The following is a 15,878-nucleotide window of genomic DNA, read 5'->3' as shown; positions in this document are numbered from 1 at the left end:
CTAGCCCGGCAAGCGCACTGGCATCAGCAGGTAGGTGAAGTCAGTCTCCGGGGTGGGGAAAGAGCCATCCTCGTTGGCCTCCGGCAGCTCCTCCGGCTCCGGAATCATAATCGCCGGGCGCGAGGGCTCGGTAAAGCCGAAGACCACGCGGTCCGTGTGGACCACGGCCAAACCATCCTTGAGGTAGGACGGGTTAAACGCAATGACGAAGTTGTCGCGGCCGTTGAAAGCACAGGGCAGGGACTCGCTTGCGCGGCCGGAATCGGCGCCGGCGGCCAAGGTCACTTCACCTTCGCTGAACTCCATGCGGATCTGAGCGTTGCGGTCCGTCAGCAGGGATACGCGGCGGATGGCTTCCTGCAGCGGTGCGACCTCAATGCTGGCCATGGCCGTGTGGGTCTTCGGCAGCAGGGGTGCCACATTCGGGAAATCTGCATCGAGCATGCGCGTGGTGGTCTCGCGGTTATCGGCATGCAGGCCGAATAAACCTTCCGCAGCGATGTTCTCACCCGTGCCTACGGCGATCTCCACCGGGATGTTGAGGTGTGTGTCGAGGGAGCGGCCGGTCTCCTGCAGCGTCTTTGCCGGGACGAGGAGCTTGGCCTCCACGTCGGGGGATACCGGATCCCACTCGAAGGTGCGCATGGCCAGGCGGAAGCGGTCCGTCGCCGTCATCTGCACGTGGGAGCCATTGATATCGATGTGCACGCCGGTGAGCATGGGCAGGGTGTCATCCTTGCCGGCAGCGGCGACAACTTGGCTGATGGCTTCCACGAAAAGCTGCGGGTTGATCGTGCCGGTGACCTCCGGAAGGACCGGCAACTGCGGGTAATCATCCAGCGGGATGAGCGGCAGCTCGAAGCGGGAGGAACCACAAACCAAGAGAACCTTGTTGTCCTCCTGCGTCATCTCAATTTCCTTGTTGGGCAAGGAAGCGACGATGTCAGAGAGCAACTTACCGGCCACCGCGATACGTCCCGGCTCATCCACCATGCCGGCGATGCGCACGCGAGTCGACACCTCGTAGTCGAAGCCCGTGAATTCCAAACCATTGTCATCCGCGGTGATCAGCATGGCGCGCAGTACTGGTTGGGTGACCTTCGAAGGAAGGCTGCGCGCGACCCACGCTACGGCGTTAGCGAGATCATCTTTGGCAACGCGAAATGACACGGACTGCTCCATGATGGTGAGACGCTCCTCTAGTTCCGGATGGAAGATTCTTGCAAGCTCACTCCAACTTACAGGATCAGCACCGAACCACAGGAGTTTTGTCATTCGCCTCTTCGGCCCTCGATGAGACCGTGCGGCCAGGCTGGGCGCCGGCGAATCACACACATCCTTTTTCTTCTTAGTTAGGGAGAAAACAAAATAGGAGTAGTAATAAGCGCTGTGGGATCTGTGGACAACCCAGCAAAGGCCAAGCTCTCAGCCGCGAACCGATCTGTGAGTGAGGGTGTGGGATCACTGTGATCAAATGACAAGAAATGTGAGTAACTCGGTCGGGGCCGAAGTTATCCACAATCCATCCCCAGATCTATCGCCGCTGATCACAGGGTTGCTCACAAGGCTGAAGAGGCTGCTGATCTGCTGTGGAAGAAGAAAACGTGACGAGGATCTACAAATTACAACAGTGAAATTACACAGCTGTGAATAACTATGTGGATAAGTCTTCACCGATCAAAAAGACGCCCCGGCCCACGCCCGCGCGGAGGTTGTGCGGGGTGGGAGGGGACGTCGCCAAGCGCTGCGTGGTGCTAACGCTGGTTGTGGTTCTTCACGCGCTGGGTCAGCGCCTGGATCTCGTCGTAGGTGTTGCGGTTTTCTGTCATTTCCTTGCGGATCTTGCGGTCGGCATAGATGACGGTGGTGTGGTCCTTGCCGCCGAACTGATCACCGATCTTCGGCAGGGACAGCTCGGTGAGCTCGCGGCACAGGTACATCGCCAGCTGGCGGGCGTGGGCAACGGCGCGCTTCTTCCCGGAACCGCGCAGGGTGTCCACGTCGATGTTGAAGTAGTCCGCCGTGACCTCGATGATGGCCGCCGCGGTGATCTGGCGATCCGCGGAATCCGGGGCCAAATCGTGCAGGGCAATCTCCGCCATCTCTAGGCTGATCGGCTCATTGACCAAGGAAGAGTAAGCAGACACACGGATGAGCGCACCTTCCAGCTCGCGAATTGAGGATTCGAAGCGGGAGGCGATGAGCTCGAGGACCGAGCGATCGACGTCTGTGCCGTCCGCAGAAGCTTTCTTCATGAGGATGGCGATGCGGGTCTCCAGGTCTGGCGGCTGAATATCCGTAATCAGACCACCCTCAAAGCGGGTGCGGAGGCGATCCTCCAGGGTGGTCAGCTGCTTCGGCGGGCGGTCGGAGGACAAAATGATCTGCTTATTGGCCTGGTGCAGCGCATTGAAGGTGTGGAAGAACTCTTCCTGCGTGGACTCCTTGCCTTCCAAGAACTGGATGTCATCGACCATGAGGATGTCCAGGTTGCGGTAGCGGCGCTTGAAGGATTCTTGGCGGTCATCACGCAGTGAGTTGATGTAATCGTTGGTGAATTCCTCCGAGGACACATATTTCACCCGCAGGCCCGGGTGCAGGACCTGGGCGTAATTGCCGGCCGCGTGCAACAGGTGCGTCTTGCCCAGCCCGGAGCCGCCCCAAATGAACAGTGGGTTATAGGCGCGGGCGGGGTTTTCCGCCACCGCCACGGCGGCACCGTTGGCAAAACGGTTGGAGGAACCGATGACGAAGTTCTCAAAAGTGTGTTTCGGGTTGAGAGATTTTTCGTGGTTTGGGTTGTGCGCAGGTTCCTCGCGCGGAATGCGCGCGCCGGCTGCCTCCGAGTAGTCCGGGTAGCCGCTGGGAGCGGTGTGTTGCTGTTCGCTGTAGTGCTGAGCCAACTCATCCAGGCTGGCCGGGGAATGCGCGGCATCCCATGAGCGCGGCTGATGATGAGCGGGCGGAGCGGGTTGGGCCGGCTGGGTCGGTGGCGTGGGCGGCATGGCTTGTTGGAAAGACTGAGCCTGGTGGCCCATGCCGTACTCCGGTGCCTCGGTCTGAATGGGGCGCTGGGGGGCGGGAGCTTCGGGTTCTTCCTGCGGAGCAGGCTGCGGGGGCGCGGCAATGGTCACGGCCAAGGAACACGGCCGGCCCATGTGCTGCGACAGAGCGCGGGTGATGTACTCCCCCAGCTCAGCCTCAATAACACTCTTGGCATTCTCGTGCGGGGCGGCAATCAACGCGTAGCCATCCCCGATCATGATGGGCTCTACGAGCTGGAGGTTGAGGCGTTGGCTGTGGGTGAAGTTGGGAACGTCCGAGTTCGGTTGTTCGGACTGTGCCAGCAAATCACTGACCACAGCTTTCCAGCTGGCCCTTAGGGCTGCTTGCGGATCAGACAAAACGCCTACCTTCTGTGTGCTTCACGGCCACGCGGTGCCGGCGGGTGGGGCCGGCCACAGCTACTTACGTGCCTGAAAGAGAGGCTTCAGGGCCGCAGTATGTACTGCGTGAACGTGGGTTGGATCGGGGACGGATGGACGGATGAGGAAGAGACGGGGATGCGGAAATTCCAATTTCTTGTGATTTCCACCGGGGATTCCACACGATGTTTTAGTGTGTAACCTCGGATTCCACAAAGTTATCCACAGGTGTGAATAGGTGGTTTATCCACAGCCTATCTCATGGCTGTGGATAACTTTACATCGGCTCCTTAATGCAGTTGACCTGCTCAAATAGCAAAAGTCTCAAGTCATGATTGAGAGTTATCCACACCCTGTGGGCGGCTGTGGAATTAGATTCCTCAGTTGTACCGCGTTATGGGGATGCTGTCTAACGCACTTCTTTGCACGCCTGGCGCGACCGCGGCTCGACCGCGCCACGGTCGGTGGGAGGAGGCGTTGACCGCGCAGCATGTGGGTGAAAAGTGGCGCTCTAGCTGCGGATAAAAACATCCTTGTAATTTCGGGGACACCCAGTGTGTCGATTTGTTTAGCGCGCTACCTGTCACGTAACCTGTGATGGTCTATCGCAACAGTGCATGGTGCACATGTTGCATGTGGGAATGCCTCGCCACGCCTCATGGCGCTTCAAGTGCGAAGCCTCATCCCCACGTACACCATTCATCAGTGGATGTTTAAGCCTGAGCGCCGGCGGCGCTGGGCTGTGCCATCCACCAACAACTTCAAGGAGTTAATCGTGGCAAAGGGTAAGCGTACCTTCCAGCCGAACAACCGTCGTCGCGCTCGCAAGCACGGCTTCCGTACCCGCATGAGCACCCGCGCCGGCCGCGCTATCGTCGCCGCTCGTCGCAAGAAGGGTCGCGCTAAGCTCACCGCTTAATTCATGCTTCCAGCCCAGCACAAGCTCACGTCCCCGAGGCAGTTTCGGCGGACCATCAAGGGCGGGCGCCGGGCGGGCACGCGCACTGCCGTCGTGCATTTGCGCTTTAATGACGGTGAAGACGACATCGCGGCCACTGGGCCGCGGTTCGGCCTCATTGTGTCGAAAGCCGTCGGGAATGCCGTGGTTCGCCACCGCACCTCCCGGCGGCTTCGTCATGTGTGCATGTCGCTCATGCGCGATGGAGTCAACGGGAAAGCTTTACCCGCCAATGTCGACATCGTTATTCGTGCGCTGCCCGCCAGCAGCGAGGCCACCAGCCAGCGTCTTGAGCGTGATATCCGCAAAGCGTTAAGCACATGGGATATCTGAACTCCCAAGGCCAAGAGATCCCCGAAGCCCGCGGGTTCGGCAGGGTCTTGGTTTACGGGGTGCGCTTCTACCAAAAGCATGTGTCAGGCCTTAAGATGGTCTCCACCTGTCGTTTTGAACCGACGTGCAGTGCCTATGCCCTCGAAGCCATCTCCATCCATGGAGCCTTCAAGGGAACGGGCATGGCGCTCGCCAGGTTATGCAAGTGCGGTCCCTGGCACCCGGGTGGGTTTGATCCGGTACCGACCAAACAACAACTGAGGTAAACAACTCTCGTGCTTAATTTCATCTATTGGCCAATTTCAGCCGTCTTGTGGTTCTGGCATTGGCTCTTGAGCTTCGTCCTCGATTCCGCATGGGGCGGAACCTGGATCATCGCCATCGTCCTGCTGACGTGGACGCTCAAGGCCATCATGGTCAAGCCGACCATCACCCAGCTGCGCTCTTCACGCAAGATGCAGGAGATCCAGCCGCAAATCCAAGAGCTGCGCACCAAGTACGCCAATGACCAGACCAAGGCGGCGCAGGAGATGCAGCGCATCTACAAGGAAGCCGGCGTGCGTCCCGTGGCGGGCTGCCTGCCCATGTTCGCGCAGATCCCCATGTTCATTGGTCTCTTCCACGTGCTGCGTTCCTTCGACCGTACTGTGGCCGTCGCCGGTGGTATCGGGCACCCGGCCGGTGAGGCGATGTCAGAGGAAATGAACGCCTCCATCGCCAACTACATCTTCAAGCCCGAGCTGGTGAAGCAGTTCGTGGATGCGAAGATCTTCGGCGTGCCGCTGGTGGCCAACCTGAGCCTGAACTCCGGTCTGGAGATCGTTAAGGAAACCACCACCATGCAGGCGGCCGTTATTATCGTGCCGCTCATCGCCATCATTGCGGTGCTCACGCACTTCAACGCCCGCATGTCCCTCAACCGCCAGGAGGCACGCCGCGCCGCCGGCAAGACCGCTACCCCGCAGGGCCAGAACGCGGAAATGATGCAGCAGCAGATGGCCATGATGAACAAGATGATGCTGTGGTTCATGCCGGCCATGCTGGTCTTCTCCGGCTTCATTTGGCCCATCGGTCTGCTCTTCTACATGCTGGCCAACACCGTGTGGACCTTCTTCCAGACTCGCATCGTCTACGCCAAGATGGACCGCGAGGAAGAAGAAGAGGCAGCCGCCAAGGCTGAGCTCAAGCGCACCTCCGCGCCGAAGCCGGGTGCACGCAAGAAGGACAATCGCTCCAAGAAGCAGCGCCGCAAGAACAATAACTAGAAATTAACCCAGGAGTTTTCACAGTGACTGAATCTGTGTCCGACACTGTGCCACTGGACCCGTCTGACGTCTTCGGATCGCGTCTGCCGCTCGCGCAGAAGTATCACGATTCGCTCGCCACGGACGGGTCCACTCGTGGTTTTATTGGCCCCCGCGAGGTCCCGCGCCTGTGGGAACGCCACCTCATCAACTGTGCCGTGGTCGCGGAGGTGATGCCGCAGGGCGCCACGCTTATCGACGTCGGCAGTGGCGCCGGCCTGCCCGGCATCCCGCTTGCCATCGCGCGCCCTGACCTGAAGATCACTCTCATCGAGCCGTTGCTCAAGCGCTCGACCTACCTCAACGAGGTCGTCGACCTGCTGGGTCTGGATAACGTCACCGTCATCCGCGGCCGCGCCGAGGAAGGCCCCGTGAAAAAGCAGGTGCAGGGCGCCGACATCGTGACCTCCCGCGCGGTGGCCCCGCTGGGCAAGCTGGCCAAGTGGTCCTTGCCGCTGGTGCGTAAAGGCGGCGAGATGATCGCTCTCAAGGGCTCCTCAGTGCATGAGGAGCTGGAGCGCGACGCTGCCGATATCAAGCGCGCGGGTGGCGGAAAAGCCGAGGTCATGACCATCCACGGCACCACGATTATCCGTGTCCCGCGCGTGAACTAAAGTAGACGGCATGACTCATCCTCGTCTTATCACCATCGCGAACCAGAAGGGTGGCGTGGGTAAAACCACCTCCGCCGTCAACCTTGCCGCCGCGCTCGCTGAGGCCGGCAAGAAGGTCTTGGTGATCGACTTGGACCCGCAGGGCAACGCCTCCACCGCGGTAGGCGCGGAGCATACCTCCGGCACCAAATCCAGCTATGAGGTCCTTTTGGGTGACTGCAGCGCGGACGAAGCAATGCAGCACTGCCCCGACGATGAGAACCTCTACTGCATCCCGGCCACCATTGATCTGGCCGGCGCTGAGATCGAAATGGTTTCTCTGGTCCGCCGCGAGTTCCGCCTTTATGACGCCCTGCACAACGGTTTTCTTGAGGAGCACGGCTTCGACTACGTCTTCATCGACTGCCCGCCCTCCCTGGGCCTGCTGACCATCAATGCGATGACGTGTGCGGAGGAAGTCATCATCCCCATCCAGTGCGAGTACTACGCGCTGGAGGGCGTGGGCCAGCTGTTGGGCAATATTTCCATGATCCGTGAACACCTCAACGAGGACCTCCACATCTCCGGCGTGCTGCTCACCATGTTCGATGCCCGCACCAAGCTGGCTGAGCAGGTGGCCAACGAGGTGCGTGAGCAATTCGGCGCCGTCGTTTTGGGCAACGTCATCCCGCGTTCCGTGCGCGTTTCGGAGGCGCCGGGCTATGGTAAGACGGTTATCGCTTATGACCCGTCGTCGACAGGCGCCCGCGCCTACTCCGCCGCCGCACGCGAGCTGGACAAGCGCGGAGACTACACGCCGCACCCCACCACGGGTGCCATCGGCGTGAGCCCAGAGATTTTCGCGGAATTGGAAGGATAGGACACCATGGCAGATAAGAAGGCAGACCAGAAGCCGGAGCAGCGCCAGGGCGGACTAGGCAAGGGACTGGCCGCTCTCATTCCGTCTGGCCCGGGTGCTCCCTCCCGCAAGCCGCGTCTTGGGGATTCGGCGGCTGACATTATCCTCGGCGCTTCGACCGGCGGGGCTCAGGGCTCTGCGGCAAAGAAGGTGCAGGGTGCGCCGACCATCCAGCAGTCCACTGGCTCGAAGAAGCGGCAGGCGAAACCTTCGGTGATTGGTGCGACGTACCGGGAGATCTCCGTCGGGGACATCATGCCCAACCCGAAGCAGCCGCGTTCTGTCTTCGACGAAGATGAGTTGGCGGAGCTGGTCCACTCCATCAAGGAGTTTGGCCTGCTGCAGCCGGTCGTTGTGCGCCCCGCCGAGGAGGGCGGCTTCGAGCTCATCATGGGTGAGCGCCGCTGGCGCGCCTCCTCCAAGGCGGGCCTGGCCACCATCCCGGCCATTGTGCGCGATACCAAGGATGATGATCTGCTGCGGGATGCGCTTCTGGAGAACATCCACCGCGTGCAGCTCAACCCGCTGGAAGAGGCCCACGCCTACCAGCAGCTGCTGGAGGAATTCGGCGTGACCCAGAACGAGTTGGCTGATCGCATCGGCCGCTCCCGCCCGCAGGTCACCAACATGATTCGCCTGCTCAAGCTGCCGGTCAGCGTGCAGAAGCGCGTCGCCGCTGGCACCTTGTCCGGTGGCCATGCCCGCGCGCTGCTGGGTCTGCCGGATGCCGAGGCCATGGAGCTCATTGCGAACCGCATCGTGGCCGAGGGCCTGTCCGTGCGCGCCACGGAGGAAGCCGTCACCCTATACAAGCGCGACGGCAAGCCGGCCGAGCCAAGCAAGAAGCCTGCCGCCCCGCAGCCGCAGTTCTTTACCGATTCCGCTGAACGTCTGGCCGATCGCTTTGACACCAAGGTCACCGTCACCATGGGCAAGCGCAAGGGCAAGATGGTCGTCGAATTCGGCGACCAGGAAGACTTCGAGCGCATTCTGGCCCTCATTGAGGGCAAGGAAAGCAGCTAGCTGACCATGCTTGTCCAAGCCGTCAACGAAGGCGTTGCCATCAACCCCTTGGCGGCCCGATCCATCTTCTGGGAGCTGAAGACCACGGTCGCTGATCCGGCCTTCGAGAAGGAAGCATGGATCAGCTCCACGCTGCTGCGCTGCGGCGAGTGCGGGTTTACCGTGGGTGATGAAGCCACCGTGTTCTTCTGCCCGCCCGATCTTGCCCCCGGTGCCGCAAAGCTGCCCACCTCCCCTGTTTCGGAGGACGCGGTGCTGGTGTCCTCCCTGTTCGTGAAGTCGCACCGTGCGGCGAAGGGCTTGGAGGCAGTGCTTCTCGATGCCACCATCATGCACCTCACCTCCCGCGAAGCCAGCGCCGTTGAGGCCTTTGGTTACCGCGATGCCCGCGCCGCCGAGAATCTTTTGCGGGATAAGCCCGGCCGTATCGGCCTACTACCGGTAGAAACGCTGGAATCCGCCGGTTTCAGGGTGGAGCGCGATCACCCCATCACGCCGCGCCTGCGCCTCGAGCTGCCGCCTGCCTTCGATCTGCTGACCGCAGCCGCCGTGGAAGACCTCCTCGCCCGCGCCTTGGCCTAGATACAGGATGGTTCTAGTAAGAAGGTTCTACTCAAACGGTTCTGTTGGGGGCAAGGGAACCTTTTGGAAAGTCCTAGAAGGTTTGTTTGGGGGCAAGGAAACCGTTTGACTGGAACCATTTGAGGGGAACCGTCTGGGACGGCACCCCCTAGGCTCCATTAGGAAGAGCGCTCCGCGCGCAGGAGCTCGTCGAAGCGGTACGTGCCGGTCACGGCGGTGTCGTCGTCGAGGAGGTAGAGGCGCTTGACGGAGACGACGATGGCCTCGGCGATGTCATCGCGGCACTCCGGGTTAGTCAGGATGGCCACGTCCTTCGGGCTGGTCAGGTAGCCCAGAACCACCTGCACCACCGGCATCTGCGTCAGGCGCAGCAGCGCCCACGTGCGGCCGTGGTTGCGGCAGTTGCCCAGCTCGGTGCGGGCAACGATCTCGCGCTGGATGAAGCCGGAGAGCGTCTCCCCAATGAGGGAGGAATTGCCGGACTCAGAACCGAAGTAGAAGGTGGCTACGCCATTGGCTTTTTCCGTGGGGTACTCATCGCAGGCGAGTGAAATGACCAAGTCAGCGCCAAAGGCATTGGCGATGTCGGCGCGATCGTGGATGGAGGGATCATCGGTACGCGGGCGGGAGATGATGGTCTCCATGCCGGCGGCAATCATGCGGCCGGCGACGCGCTCGGCTAGATCCCAGAGGATCTCTTCTTCCGTGATGTCGCCATAGCGGCCCTTGACCGTGCGGCCCTTGTTGAAGCCGCCGAGGCTGGGATCGATCACCACGCGTTTGCCCGCCAGCTTGGGCCCCGCGTTGCGCACGCGTTCGCGTTCCTGGATATTGTGCGCTGAGCCGCCGGTGATGCGCCGACCCAGCAGGTTGAGCGCGTTGATGGTGGCCGGGCCGCAGATGCCATCGCTGCGCAGGCCGGAGTTCAGTTGGTATTCCGCCAGCGCCGCGTAGGTGCGGGCGCCGAAATGGCCATCGATGCGTTCTTGGTAGAAGCCGAGTTCCTGGAGCTGTTGCTGCAGCTGGGATACATCATCGCCCACCTGGAGGTTGCCCGGTTCATAAGCCAGCACGCGCGCGCCCAAGGTGTAGGAAGCCTGACGCAGCTCACGCAAAGTAAGGTCATCAATATCGCCGCTGGGCACGATGCCGCGGGATTGCTGGAAGGCTTTGAGCACTTGCGCCAGCTCGCTATCAAAGTGCTTATCGGCTTCGGAATACTTCTGCTTCTTCCAGTCGGACAAGGTCCCCTGGTAGTCAGTCATCAGGCCGAGGCGGGCAAGGGTTGCGCGTGCTTCGGCGACCCGAACGCTCTGGTCACCTACACGTAAAACGCGGTTCACACCTACCCCTTTCGTGATCAAGGAGGCGCACCTTAGTGCGCCGTCAACGAGTTAAAGACTACCAGTTAGAGCTGCTTCTTTACCTGTGCCACGATGTCGGCCTTAGAACGCAGGCCAACGAACTCATCGACCTTCTCGCCGTTCTTGAAAATCAGGACGGAAGGGATGGACATGATCTGGAACATAGCACCCAGGGTGCGCTCTTCATCCACGTTGACCTTGACCACGGAGACGTCATCACCGAGCTCGTCGGCGACCTCCTCGAGGATCGGGGACAGCTTCTTGCACGGCCCACACCATTCGGCCCAGAAGTCCACGACGACGGGCTTGCCTGCCTCCACGACGTCGGCGCGGAAGGAATCAGTAGTGACGTTCTTAATGTTGCTCATGTGATCACTAACGGTTCTCGGCCAGGAAATGTTCCGCATCAATCGCTGCGCGGCAGCCGGAGCCCGCGGCGGTGATGGCCTGCTGGTAGTGGTCATCCACCAAGTCACCGCAGGCAAAGACACCTGGCAGCGAGGTCTTGGTGGACGGCTGCTCCACCACCACGTAGCCAGCCTCATCGGTCTCTACCTGGCCGTTGAGGAAACCGGAGCGCGGGTCGTGGCCAATGGCCACGAACATGGCGGTCAAATCCAGCTCGCTGGTCTCACCGGTCAGCACGTTCTTGACCTCGAGGGCACCGACCTTGCCGTCCTTCTCCAGGACGCGCTCGACGGTGGTGTTGGTCAGCCACTTAATCTTTGGATTGTCCTTGGCGCGCTCCAGCATGATCTTGGAGGCGCGGAAGTTCTCCGAGCGGTGGATAATGGTGACGGTCTCGGCGAACTTGGTGAGGAAGGTAGCCTCCTCCATGGCGGAATCGCCGCCGCCGACGACGGCGATATTGTGGTCCTTGAAGAAGAAGCCATCGCAGGTGGCACACGCGGACACGCCGCGGCCAGTCAGCTCCGATTCGCCCGGAATCCCTAGGTAGCGCGGAGCGGCACCGGTAGCGAGGATGACAGCACGGGCTTCATAAACCTCGTCGCCCACGTGCAGTTTCTTCACCTCGCCTTCGAGCTCGACGGAATCTACGACTTCCATGCGCAGGTCGGCACCGAAGCGGATGGCCTGGGCGCGCATCTCTTCCATGAGCTCAGGGCCCATGATTCCCTTCTGGAAGCCCGGGTAGTTCTCTACCTCGGTGGTGTTCATGAGTTCGCCACCGTATTCAAAGCCCTCGAAGACGATGGGATTGAGCTCGGCACGTGCTGCGTAGAGCGCTGCGGTGTAGCCGGCGGGGCCGGAGCCGACGATGGCGACATCGTGGATAGTCACTAAAAACTCCCTTGAAACGATAATTTTTAAGTAAGACTCAGATTCTACTCGCCCTCAGTCTATCGCCGCACGCAACACTTGCCGAGCCCGGGCTCGGCGCGACTTCACCGTGCCCGGCGCAACACCCTGCACCTTGGCCACCGTATCGATGGGATAGCCAGCAACATCGGTCAGGTACAGCGCCTCCCGCTGGTCCTCGCGCAAGGTCTCCATCGCTTGGGCTACCGTGATGCGCTCCGCCAGGTTCTCGCTGGGATTGTGCGCGAGTGCATAGTTGCGGTCATCCTCAATGATCTCCGCGTCCAGGGACGCGTTCTCACGGTTGGATCGATGGTTGAGGAAGTCATATCCGGAGTTCATCACCAGCCTGTGCAGCCACGTACTCAGGGTGGCATCGTGCCGGTAGGAGGCCATATTGCAGCTGGCCTTGAGCAGCGCCTCCTGCACAATGTCCTGCGCATCATCATCGTTGCGCGTATAGCGCCGCGCCATGGCGGTCAGGCGCGCGCGGTGCTTCTCGACGATTGCCGAAAAAGCCTTAGTATCTCCGCCAATGAAGGCGTCGACGAGTTCACGATCGGTCGGCTGTGCTGACACTAAGAATCCCCCCGGAAACTTGAGCAATGACAAGTGGGTCAACACAGTCCTTAGCCGAAGCCGAAGGTTAGTGATTGTCCCCCCGTTAATGTGTCTGCGAGTTTACGGGAAGATTCTTCTGTCCGCTACGCGAAGCGCTTATTGCGCGGCACGGACGCGTTGCGCGCGACGCAGCGCATCCTGGCATTCCAGCAGCACGCGGCGCAGCGCACGTGGGCGCTCGGTGGCCAGGAACTCGCTGGTGGCGGCGTCGGCCATTGCGAGATCCGGGTAGAGCCCGCGCACGAGGCGGTTGGCAATTTCGATGGGGTGCTCCTCCCACAGCTGAGACAACGAGTCGAAGTATTCCTGGGCAAAGGCCTCGGTGAGGTGGGCCGAGCGCGGCGCGTTGAACGCCGCGAGCAGGGAATCCACCTCCGCGTTGGAGTACTTACCCGGCGTGCGCACGAGGTCGAAGACTTCGCGCTTGAGCTCGGCAGACGGGAAGGCGTGGGAGGCGCCCAGGTAGGCGGCGGCACCGGTGAGCGTGTTATCGCGCTCCTTCTCCGCCTCGAGCTCCTCGGCGCTGACGGCATCGCGGGCGGCCAGCGCGCGCAAGATGGCCCAGCGGATGTCCGGGTCGAGGGCGAGGCCGTCGAGGGAGCCGTCGAGAAGCGCGCGCAGGCGCTGCGTGCCGGACTCCGTCGGGGTGGCGGCAAGTGCCTGGATGGCGGCGCGGGCGACGGTGAGCTGTGCGTCGGAGCCCGCCGGTGCCTGCTGCAGCACCTCCCAGAGGCGCTCGGCATAGTCGGCGCGAATCTCTTCGCGTTCTTCCTCGCCAACGAAGTGGTCGATGGCATATCCTGCATTGGCAAAGGCCGTGGTCAGAAGCGTCGGGTTGGACTCCGCCGGAGCGTGCTTCAGCACGGTGTCGAGGTAGGAGCGCACCGGCCACTCGCCATCGCGGGTGAGATTCCACAGGGAAGTCCAGATGACCGCGCGGGAAAGCTCATCCGGAACGTCAGACAGGCGCGTGCGGATGGTCTCCAGGGAGGTCTCGTCGAAGCGGACCTTGGCGTAGGTGTGGTCGCCGTCGTTAAGCAGCAGCAACGCAGGTGCCTGAAGCCCCGATGCCTCATCGAGGATGGTGCGCTCGGCCTCCAGGTCGACGTCGAGGGTGGCGTATTTGTTCAGGGAGTCATCGAAGAGTGCCACGTTGAGGCGGTGCGGGCGCGTGGTGTCCTCGGCTTCCACCGCGATGGCGAGCTCGTGGATCTTATCGCCGTCCGTGTGCAGCTCCGGGGTGAGCGTGTCCGGGCCCCACGTGCGCAGCCAGGCGGTGGACCAGGCGTCCAGGTCGCGGTCGGTGTGCTTCTTCAGCGCCGTGAGCAGGTCCTCGAAGGTGGCGGCAGCAAAGGCGTGCTCCTGGAAGTAGTCGCGCGCGCCGGCGTAGAAGTTCTCCCGGCCCACGTAGTGCACCAGCTGCTTGAGCACCGCTGCACCCTTGGCATAAGTAATGCCGTCGAAGTTCTGGCGCGCGGCATCGACGTCCGGGATCTCGGCCTTGATCGGGTGCGTGGTGGGCAGCTGATCCTGCAGGTACGCCCAGTTCTTTCGTTGCCCGGCGAAGTTCACCCACGCCTCGGTGTATTCGGTGGCGTGGACTGAGGAATCCGCGCCCATGAATTCCGCGAAGGACTCCTTGAGCCACAGGTCATCCCACCACTGCGGGGTGACCAGGTCACCGAACCACATGTGAGACATCTCGTGGAGGATCGTATTCGTGCGCCCAGCATGCTGCGCGCGGGTGGCGGCGGACCGGAAGAGGTAATGCTCCGTAAAGGTCACGAGGCCGGGGTTCTCCATCGCACCCAGGTTGTACTCCGGAACGAAGATGGAATCGTACTTGCCCCACGGGTACGGGTAGCCAAAGTTGCTGTGGAAGAAGTCCATGCCCTGTGCGGTGACCTGCAGGATTTCATCATCCAGGTATTCCGCCATGGAGGCGCGGGCGAAGGCGCGCAGTTCCACTTCCAGGGAGCCATCGGGTGCGGTCCACGTGCTGTGCTTCTCGACGTACGGCCCCGCCGCAAACGCCGTCAAATATGTTGACAGCAGCGGGGTCGGCGCGAAGTGCGCTACTTCCCCACCCTCGGTTTTTTCCCGGCCAACCTCCGGCTGGTTGCTGAGCAGCTGCCAGCCTTCCGGGCCGGTAAGGTGTACCTCAAAGCTGGCCTTGAGATCCGGCTGGTCAAAGCAGGGAAAGATGCGGCGGGCATCAGATGGCTCGAGATGCGAGTAGAGGTACGTGGTGTCGTCGGCCTGGTCGTGCATGCGGTGCAGGCCCTGGCCGGTGCGGGAGTAATAGGAGGAGCCGGTGATCTCCACGGTGAGCTCCTCCCCCACTGGAAGATTGCTCAAGTAAACTCGTCCGCCGTCGAAGGTGTTCTCCACCTCCTCGCCGTTGACGCGCACTGAGTGCACGGCCTTGCCCAGGTAGTCCACGAAGGTTTCGGGCTCGGTGGTGGTGAACGTAATGCGTGAGGTGACCTCGTAGGAATCAGCGTCGGTTGGTGCGCTCGTGACGTCGAGGTGCAACTCGTAGGTGCTCAGGCGCAGCGCGGCGCTGCGTGCGGAAGCTTCTGCATGGGTGAGGTTTGCGGTAGTCATGCGCTACATCTTAAACGTCACTGCGGTGCGTATCACAGGTAAGCTGCTCAAAGTTGTTTCAAACAACTCCGCAAAAACTGTTGCCCGCAGTACCGAAATGGGCACTACGGGCAACAACTTAGAACTACTTCCTACGGTGAGGTTTCGCGCTTTATGGCTTACTGCTTAATCGCAGAAACCTCGAGCTCGATCTTGATCTCCTCGGAGACCAGCACGCCGCCGGTCTTCAGCGGGGCGTTGAAGTCGATGCCGAAGTCGAGGCGGTTAATGGAGGTCTTGGCCTCGAAGCCCAGGCGAGTGTTGCCGAAGGGATCCTCGGCGACGCCGGCCTCGTCTACCTTGAAGTCGACAGACTTGGTGGTGCCCTTGATGGTGAGGTCACCGGTGACGGTGCCCTCGCCTGCCTCGTTAACGTCGAACTTAGTCGCGGTGAAGGTCATCTCTGGGAACTTCTCAACGTCGAAGAAGTCCTCGCCCTTCACGTGGGCATCGCGGTCAGCGCTCTTGGTGTCGATGGATGCGGTCTTCACCGTGGCGGTGGCGGCGGAGTCAGCAATGTTCTCCCCTACGGTCAAGGTGCCGTCGAACTCGTTGAAATTGCCGCGCACCTTGGTGATCATGGCGTGGCGGGCGACAAAGCCGATGGTGGTGTGTGCCGGGTCCAGTGCGTACGTTCCTGCAGTGATAGTCATGGGGTTCCTCAGTTCTCTAGTTTGTTGACGTGACAACAACAATTATACGCCCCTCCCCTTATCTGTCAAGGGAAGAGAGCGCAAGAACTACAAAGCCCCAGACCTGCAACCCGAAACCTGCAGGTGGGCGTCGTCAA

General features: G+C 61.3%; 16 protein-coding genes. 8 read left to right on the top strand and 8 right to left on the bottom strand.

Annotated features, from left to right (window positions below; translation table 11 throughout):
- The gene (dnaN, locus tag QKE52_RS10545) at positions 1-1,182 is read right to left on the bottom strand and encodes a DNA polymerase III subunit beta (protein ID WP_046648700.1); all 1,182 of its coding nucleotides are present in this window, start codon (positions 1,180-1,182) and stop codon (positions 1-3) included.
- Positions 1,183-1,754: 572 nt separating this feature from the next.
- On the bottom strand, positions 1,755-3,404 hold the full coding sequence (gene dnaA / locus QKE52_RS10540) for a chromosomal replication initiator protein DnaA (RefSeq protein WP_046648701.1): 1,650 nt from the start codon (positions 3,402-3,404) through the stop codon (positions 1,755-1,757).
- 796 nt (positions 3,405-4,200) lie between these two features.
- Here dnaA and rpmH point away from each other — a divergent pair.
- The 8 genes from rpmH to QKE52_RS10500 are packed head-to-tail and all read left to right on the top strand — an operon-like array spanning position 4,201 to position 9,137.
- Positions 4,201-4,344, top strand: a complete 144-nt coding sequence (gene rpmH, locus QKE52_RS10535; RefSeq protein ID WP_003847033.1) for a 50S ribosomal protein L34 — start codon at positions 4,201-4,203, stop codon at positions 4,342-4,344.
- A 3-nt stretch (positions 4,345-4,347) separates the two neighbouring features.
- Positions 4,348-4,716, top strand: a complete 369-nt coding sequence (gene rnpA / locus QKE52_RS10530) for a ribonuclease P protein component (protein WP_046648702.1) — start codon at positions 4,348-4,350, stop codon at positions 4,714-4,716.
- On the top strand, positions 4,704-4,982 hold the full coding sequence (yidD, locus tag QKE52_RS10525; protein WP_175975006.1) for a membrane protein insertion efficiency factor YidD: 279 nt from the start codon (positions 4,704-4,706) through the stop codon (positions 4,980-4,982). The genes rnpA and yidD overlap by 13 nt, the downstream gene beginning before the upstream one ends.
- 9 nt (positions 4,983-4,991) lie before the next feature.
- Entirely contained in the window at positions 4,992-5,981 is a 990-nt protein-coding gene (gene yidC / locus QKE52_RS10520) for a membrane protein insertase YidC (protein WP_049155646.1), read from the top strand.
- Between the two features lie 23 nt (positions 5,982-6,004).
- The gene (gene rsmG / locus QKE52_RS10515; protein ID WP_046648704.1) at positions 6,005-6,634 is read left to right on the top strand and encodes a 16S rRNA (guanine(527)-N(7))-methyltransferase RsmG; all 630 of its coding nucleotides are present in this window, start codon (positions 6,005-6,007) and stop codon (positions 6,632-6,634) included.
- A 10-nt stretch (positions 6,635-6,644) separates the two neighbouring features.
- Entirely contained in the window at positions 6,645-7,493 is an 849-nt protein-coding gene (locus QKE52_RS10510) for a ParA family protein (protein ID WP_046648705.1), read from the top strand.
- Between the two features lie 6 nt (positions 7,494-7,499).
- Positions 7,500-8,555 carry a ParB/RepB/Spo0J family partition protein gene (locus QKE52_RS10505; RefSeq protein WP_046648706.1) on the top strand — a complete coding sequence of 352 codons (1,056 nt, stop codon included), beginning with the start codon at positions 7,500-7,502 and terminating at the stop codon, positions 8,553-8,555.
- Between the two features lie 6 nt (positions 8,556-8,561).
- Positions 8,562-9,137 (top strand): hypothetical protein, encoded by a 576-nt coding sequence (locus QKE52_RS10500; protein WP_046648707.1) that lies wholly within the window; start codon positions 8,562-8,564, stop codon positions 9,135-9,137.
- 158 nt (positions 9,138-9,295) lie between these two features.
- Here the strand turns inward: QKE52_RS10500 and QKE52_RS10495 are convergent, their stop codons facing one another.
- From QKE52_RS10495 to QKE52_RS10470, 6 genes are all read right to left on the bottom strand, one after another.
- Positions 9,296-10,480, bottom strand: coding sequence for an N-acetylmuramoyl-L-alanine amidase (locus QKE52_RS10495; protein WP_347948755.1), 1,185 nt, complete (start codon positions 10,478-10,480; stop codon positions 9,296-9,298).
- Positions 10,481-10,545: 65 nt separating this feature from the next.
- Positions 10,546-10,869, bottom strand: coding sequence for a thioredoxin (gene trxA, locus QKE52_RS10490; protein WP_070754286.1), 324 nt, complete (start codon positions 10,867-10,869; stop codon positions 10,546-10,548).
- A gap of 7 nt (positions 10,870-10,876) precedes the next feature.
- Complete coding sequence (trxB, locus tag QKE52_RS10485) at positions 10,877-11,803, bottom strand: thioredoxin-disulfide reductase (protein WP_049155640.1); 927 nt, start codon at positions 11,801-11,803, stop codon at positions 10,877-10,879.
- Positions 11,804-11,857: 54 nt separating this feature from the next.
- Positions 11,858-12,400, bottom strand: a complete 543-nt coding sequence (locus QKE52_RS10480) for a sigma-70 family RNA polymerase sigma factor (protein WP_049155637.1) — start codon at positions 12,398-12,400, stop codon at positions 11,858-11,860.
- 138 nt (positions 12,401-12,538) lie between these two features.
- The gene (pepN, locus tag QKE52_RS10475) at positions 12,539-15,049 is read right to left on the bottom strand and encodes an aminopeptidase N (RefSeq protein WP_347948754.1); all 2,511 of its coding nucleotides are present in this window, start codon (positions 15,047-15,049) and stop codon (positions 12,539-12,541) included.
- Positions 15,050-15,207: 158 nt separating this feature from the next.
- A complete protein-coding gene (locus QKE52_RS10470; RefSeq protein ID WP_070512907.1) occupies positions 15,208-15,741 on the bottom strand; it encodes a YceI family protein in 534 nt (177 codons plus the stop codon).
- Between the last annotated feature and the right edge of the window lie 137 nt (positions 15,742-15,878).

The sequence above is a fragment of the Corynebacterium sp. c25Ua_47 genome (assembly GCF_039907205.1).
GTDB lineage: Bacteria > Actinomycetota > Actinomycetes > Mycobacteriales > Mycobacteriaceae > Corynebacterium > Corynebacterium hiratae.
This window is presented reverse-complemented; position numbering and strand designations above follow the sequence as displayed.